This window comes from Armatimonas sp., assembly GCF_043760365.1.
GTDB lineage: Bacteria > Armatimonadota > Armatimonadia > Armatimonadales > Armatimonadaceae > Armatimonas.
In genome coordinates, this window is sequence record NZ_JAYUPA010000576.1 from 1 (window position 1) to 4,345 (window position 4,345).

Sequence of the window (4,345 nt, forward strand, 5' to 3'; positions counted from 1 at the left end):
CTCAGGACTTTCCGTGGGAGTGAAGCGGATATTTAGGTGCGCGGTCATACGCTGACAGAAGTGCTGACGCCCAAGGACATTGCGACTGTAGACCTGAACTTCGCGGAGATTAGGCAGAGTTGTCACCAGTGCTTCAGCCTGCGTCTCTGCCTGGAAACCCGTTCCGAAAAGTGCTGCTGTCGGAGTCTCTAGGATAGCCATGTGCTTGATAGCCAAACCGGTTGCCGCTCCCGTACGTACTTGACCAAGGCGATTACCTTCAATAAATGCCAATAGCTCACCTGTTTCTACAGAATAGAGCTGTATATAGAACTGTATGCCGTCGGCAAAGGAGGTGTAGGTCTTTGTTCCCAGAACACCAAGCGAAGGGATTGCAGCGGCCATGCTATGGAGCTCCCCACCAGGAAGATAGAATCGCTGGCGTGGTAAGTTAATCGCATCCGCTTGTGCCTGAGCAGCAAAGGCAGTTTCAAGAGCCGCAATGGCATCCGGCATCGTAAGCACGGAGGTGACATCGCTTTCCGATAAAAAGAGAGGCATTCACGAAGTATACAGGATGATCCTGGTATTGTGGTCTATTGCCAGGGAAGCTCGGGGGATCGCTTGAGGCGTAGCACGAGGCTCTGTACCAGCGCGAGAATCCTCTCGCACGCTTCGTCGTTGCTGGAGGGAAGAAAGCACACGTAGCTCACGCCACTCTCCCGGGTTAGGGCGTAGTGCGTCTCCCCTGACCCGATTCCCGTGTGCGCTAGGCCACCGTCTTTTAGCATCCAGCCGAGCCCGTAGCCGTCTGTCTCTGAGGCATGTTTACGGATCATCTGGCGCTGCGCCGGGGTGATGGAGCAGAGAAAGTGGAGGAAATCTAAAGCGCTCATACAGCCCGCACCACAGGTATCTGAGCTCCCCAAGGCTTCCTTGGCAAGGCTGCTGACTCGATCACGGACGGGCGTATGACCCCGGGTTTGTTTGTCGTAGCGGTGGGGAGTCAGGACATAGGCTGTGCCACTATCGTCGCGCACCTGGTCGGCGGGCGTGAGGTAGGTCGCGACAAAGTAGCTACGAATACCCAAGGGGTCAAGAAGGCGTTTCTGGATAAACTGATCCGGGCGCTGGCCAGTAATATTGGCGAGGATCCGGCCCAGTACCTGGTAGCCCACATTAGAGTAGAGAAAACGCTCACCAGGCGTGAATACCAGCGGCTCTGCGAGTGCTCTTTTGACACGCTCTACCTCCGTCGCGGCGTGGCTGGTGTCGAGGAACTTTGCCGCCAAACCGCTGCGGTGGGTGAGAAGCTGCCGCAGGGTGATCCGTGGGTCCGTGGTTATCCACCGGTCGGCTCGATCCTCAAGGGTGAGTTTGTTTTCCTGGGCGAGAACCAGAAACGCCTGCGCTGTGAGAGGCTTGCAGAGGCTGCACAGCATTGCGGGCAAGGTCGGCTCAATTGCTACCGGACTCCCTACCGTCAGGGTGCCGTAGCCGCGCATCACGACCAGCCGTCCACCCTGCGCGATCGCCAGAGCCATGCCAGGAAGCTCAGCGTCTTGTAGCGCCTGCACAAGCCGCCCGTCGATCTCGGGTAGGCTCTCGGGGAAGCCCGTCACGGGAACACCGCCTAGCACCGAGGTAGGCAGTGGGCGGCGCACCAGCTCCGCACGGGTTGGGAGCCGAGCGGGCAGCTCAGAGGCCAACACGGGATACGTACTCTGGGACACCCATGACACCGGCGATTGTCAGCCGAAAGAGCGCCCCCGCCAGCGCACCGTCTGTCTCTTTCTGGTGACCGCCTGCCGTGGTGATAAACATTTGGTCGTAGTTCGGGCCACCAAAAGTGACACTGGAAACTTTCTTCACCGGGAAGGGGATACGGGCGAACTCGCGTCCTTGCGGCGTGTAGCCCACGAGGCAGCTCCCATCCCAGCGCGTACTCCAGAGGTTTCCCTGACTGTCTACCGTCATGCCATCAGGAACGCCGCCGCCCTCCTCGGTTACCACAAAAGCCCGCTGGCGCTTGAGCTCGCCCGTTGCCGCGACATAGGTAAATCGGTAGATCTTACGTGCCGTCGAGTCCGTGTAGTAGAGGAACTTACGATCTGGGGTAAAGCCCATACCATTGGAGCACCCAATTCCCTCCAACAGCTTCGTGATCGTTCCCTCCAGGTTGAGCCTATACAGTCGCCCGGCGCGTCTTGCCGTCGGCATCGTGCCACAGTAGACACGGCCCTGGGTGTCGGCGATCACGTCGTTGAAGCGTGAATCCAGCTCCTCGGAGATCTCCTCTATCACGTAGTCGAGCTCCGCGCCGGGGCTCCAGAGCGCAATCGCGCCTTGGTCCATAAACAGCAATAGATCGCCGTCTTCCTGGAGAGTAAAGCCGCCCACCGGGCGACCGATCTCAAACGCTTCGTGCTCGCCCGTCTCCAGCTTGTAGCGAAAGAGACGACCATTAGGGATGTCCGTCCAGTAGACGGCGTTTTCCGTGGGATGGTAGAGAGGGCCTTCACCGGTGTGACAGGCATAGTCCGCCAGAGGCTCTAACACGAATTCCATAATAGCCGCATTCTATCGTTTTTTGTCCCCCTTCGTGTATCATGTGTCATGCAACGTCAGCAAGAACAAAGCACCGACTACTTGCACGCCGGTTGAAACCGGCGTCTGCAGTGGCGTTCCGCCGCGAAGCCCGTGCCGGGCTGGGGAAGCTATTTCGGTAGCCCGGCACGGGCTTTGCGGCTGAGGAACGAAGCCATTGCAGACGCCCAATTTTATTGGGCGGCATGCGCGGGGCGTTCGGGTATAATTCTCCGTCATGCGTGTTACCCAGGTCGCTCTGCGGCCAACCGAAGCCTCCAACTCAGCCGGTCGTCCGGCGCTCACCCCCGAGCTACTCGCTGCCACCGGGGCACGCTACTCCCGCTCCAACGAAGGGCTGGAGGCGATTCTCTCGCGGATTGACCCGAACAATCTGGATAAGTCCGTGGACGGCATCTTCAAGATGATTGACTACGGTCACGCAAGCATAGGGGACATGCTACCCATTGCACTGTTTGTGGATGATATCTCGATGTGGCTGGCCTACGAGCTGTTCCGTATCAGCCCGACCGCAGGCGGGCAGGAGAGCAGCACGCGCTACATCAAGCTCGACGAAGAGGGGCTTCTTGCGCCCGAGGAGCTGGGAATCGAGGACGGCGACGCGTGGCGTGGGCGCATGGGCGCGGCGTTTTTGGCCTACCGAGAGGCGCTGGCGTTTTGGGAGCAAGTGGCGCTTGACGAACCTGAGCGCGTAAGAATCCCAGCGGGAGTGAATGAGAAAGCGGCGGGGCGGATGCGCCGCAACTTCGCCTTTGACCGGGCGCGGTATTTTTTGCCCGTCGCGGTGCGCACCAACGTCATGCTGGTGCAGTCGGCGCGGGCCTGGGTGGGCGTCTGTCAGCATCTGCTCTCGCACCCGCTGCCCGAGGCAGTGCGCTGTGGTGAGCTGATCCGCGAGGAGCTGGGCCTCTGTGCGCCACGGCTCATCAAGCACGCAAAGAAACTAGAGAGCATGGCGGCGGGCCACGCGGCGGAGCGGGCAAACGCGCAGAAACTCTCCGGGAGTCTCGGGACGGGCGCAGCGAGCCTGGAGGTACTACTGCCGTCCGGTCCGCTGGATTTTGTGGCCGATTTGGCGCGACACGACAACCGCTACGCCTATCTGGGCGAGGGGCTGCGGCGCACGGCGGTGCGTTTTGCCTGGGACGGGATCGCGTTTGCCGAGATCCGCGACCTGAACCGCCACCGAACCGGAACCAAGTACTGCCCGCTCACTCCCGTCGGGTTTTATGCCGCCCAAGACGAGAGCCCAAACACAGCGCAGTGGCAGCCCGTGGGCGAGAGAGCGGGAAAACTCGCGAGCGAGAAGCTTCTCAGCGGCGACCCGGCCTATCTCTACGAAACGCTGCTGGGGACGCAGTTTCCGTTTGAGCACACCACCACCGCCGATAAGTTTCTCTACGAAGCCGAGCTTCGCACCGGAACCGGCGCGCACTATCGTTATGCCAAGCACCTGCGCGATGTGCTCGCCCTCTGGTACGAGAAGTTCCCCCAGACACGCGGGCTCGTGCTGGAAGGCAGCGCCGAGCCCGAGTAGTCTGGGGATTTTGGAGCGTTACTTACGCTCGATCCTGCCATCTGAGTGGTGAATATTGACATGCCCCTCAGGAGCCGCTTTTGCCCGCTCCCGAGCCGCTTCTGCTTCCTGGTGGCGCTCCAGCCCTGTAAGAACTTCGGCGCGCTGGAACCACCAGCGGGCATCATTCTCCGTTTTTTCTTGAGCTAGCTCACGCACTTTGTCAAGCTGCGCCAGCGCCTC

The 4,345-nt window shown here is 60.3% G+C and carries 4 protein-coding genes and 1 pseudogene; 1 reads left to right on the plus strand and 4 read right to left on the minus strand.

The genetic code is table 11. From position 1 onward, the window contains the following. The 3 genes and pseudogenes from ACH2EH_RS13125 to ACH2EH_RS13135 form a co-directional block, all read right to left on the minus strand. Positions 1–540, minus strand: a pseudogene (locus ACH2EH_RS13125) (ornithine cyclodeaminase family protein); the annotation flags it as partial. A 35-nt stretch (positions 541–575) separates the two neighbouring features. Continuing rightward, positions 576–1,691, minus strand: a complete 1,116-nt coding sequence (locus ACH2EH_RS13130; protein WP_395142358.1) for a serine hydrolase domain-containing protein — start codon at positions 1,689–1,691, stop codon at positions 576–578. After that, complete coding sequence (locus ACH2EH_RS13135; protein ID WP_395142360.1) at positions 1,678–2,547, minus strand: SMP-30/gluconolactonase/LRE family protein; 870 nt, start codon at positions 2,545–2,547, stop codon at positions 1,678–1,680. The genes ACH2EH_RS13130 and ACH2EH_RS13135 overlap by 14 nt, the downstream gene beginning before the upstream one ends. Positions 2,548–2,803: 256 nt before the next feature. On the opposite strand from ACH2EH_RS13135, the gene ACH2EH_RS13140 reads away from it, so the two are divergent. Then, on the plus strand, positions 2,804–4,123 hold the full coding sequence (locus tag ACH2EH_RS13140) for an FAD-dependent thymidylate synthase (RefSeq protein WP_395142362.1): 1,320 nt from the start codon (positions 2,804–2,806) through the stop codon (positions 4,121–4,123). Between the two features lie 18 nt (positions 4,124–4,141). Here the strand turns inward: ACH2EH_RS13140 and ACH2EH_RS13145 are convergent. Further along, the coding region (locus ACH2EH_RS13145; protein ID WP_395142364.1) for a hypothetical protein at positions 4,142–4,345 on the minus strand (204 nt) is incomplete at its 5' end.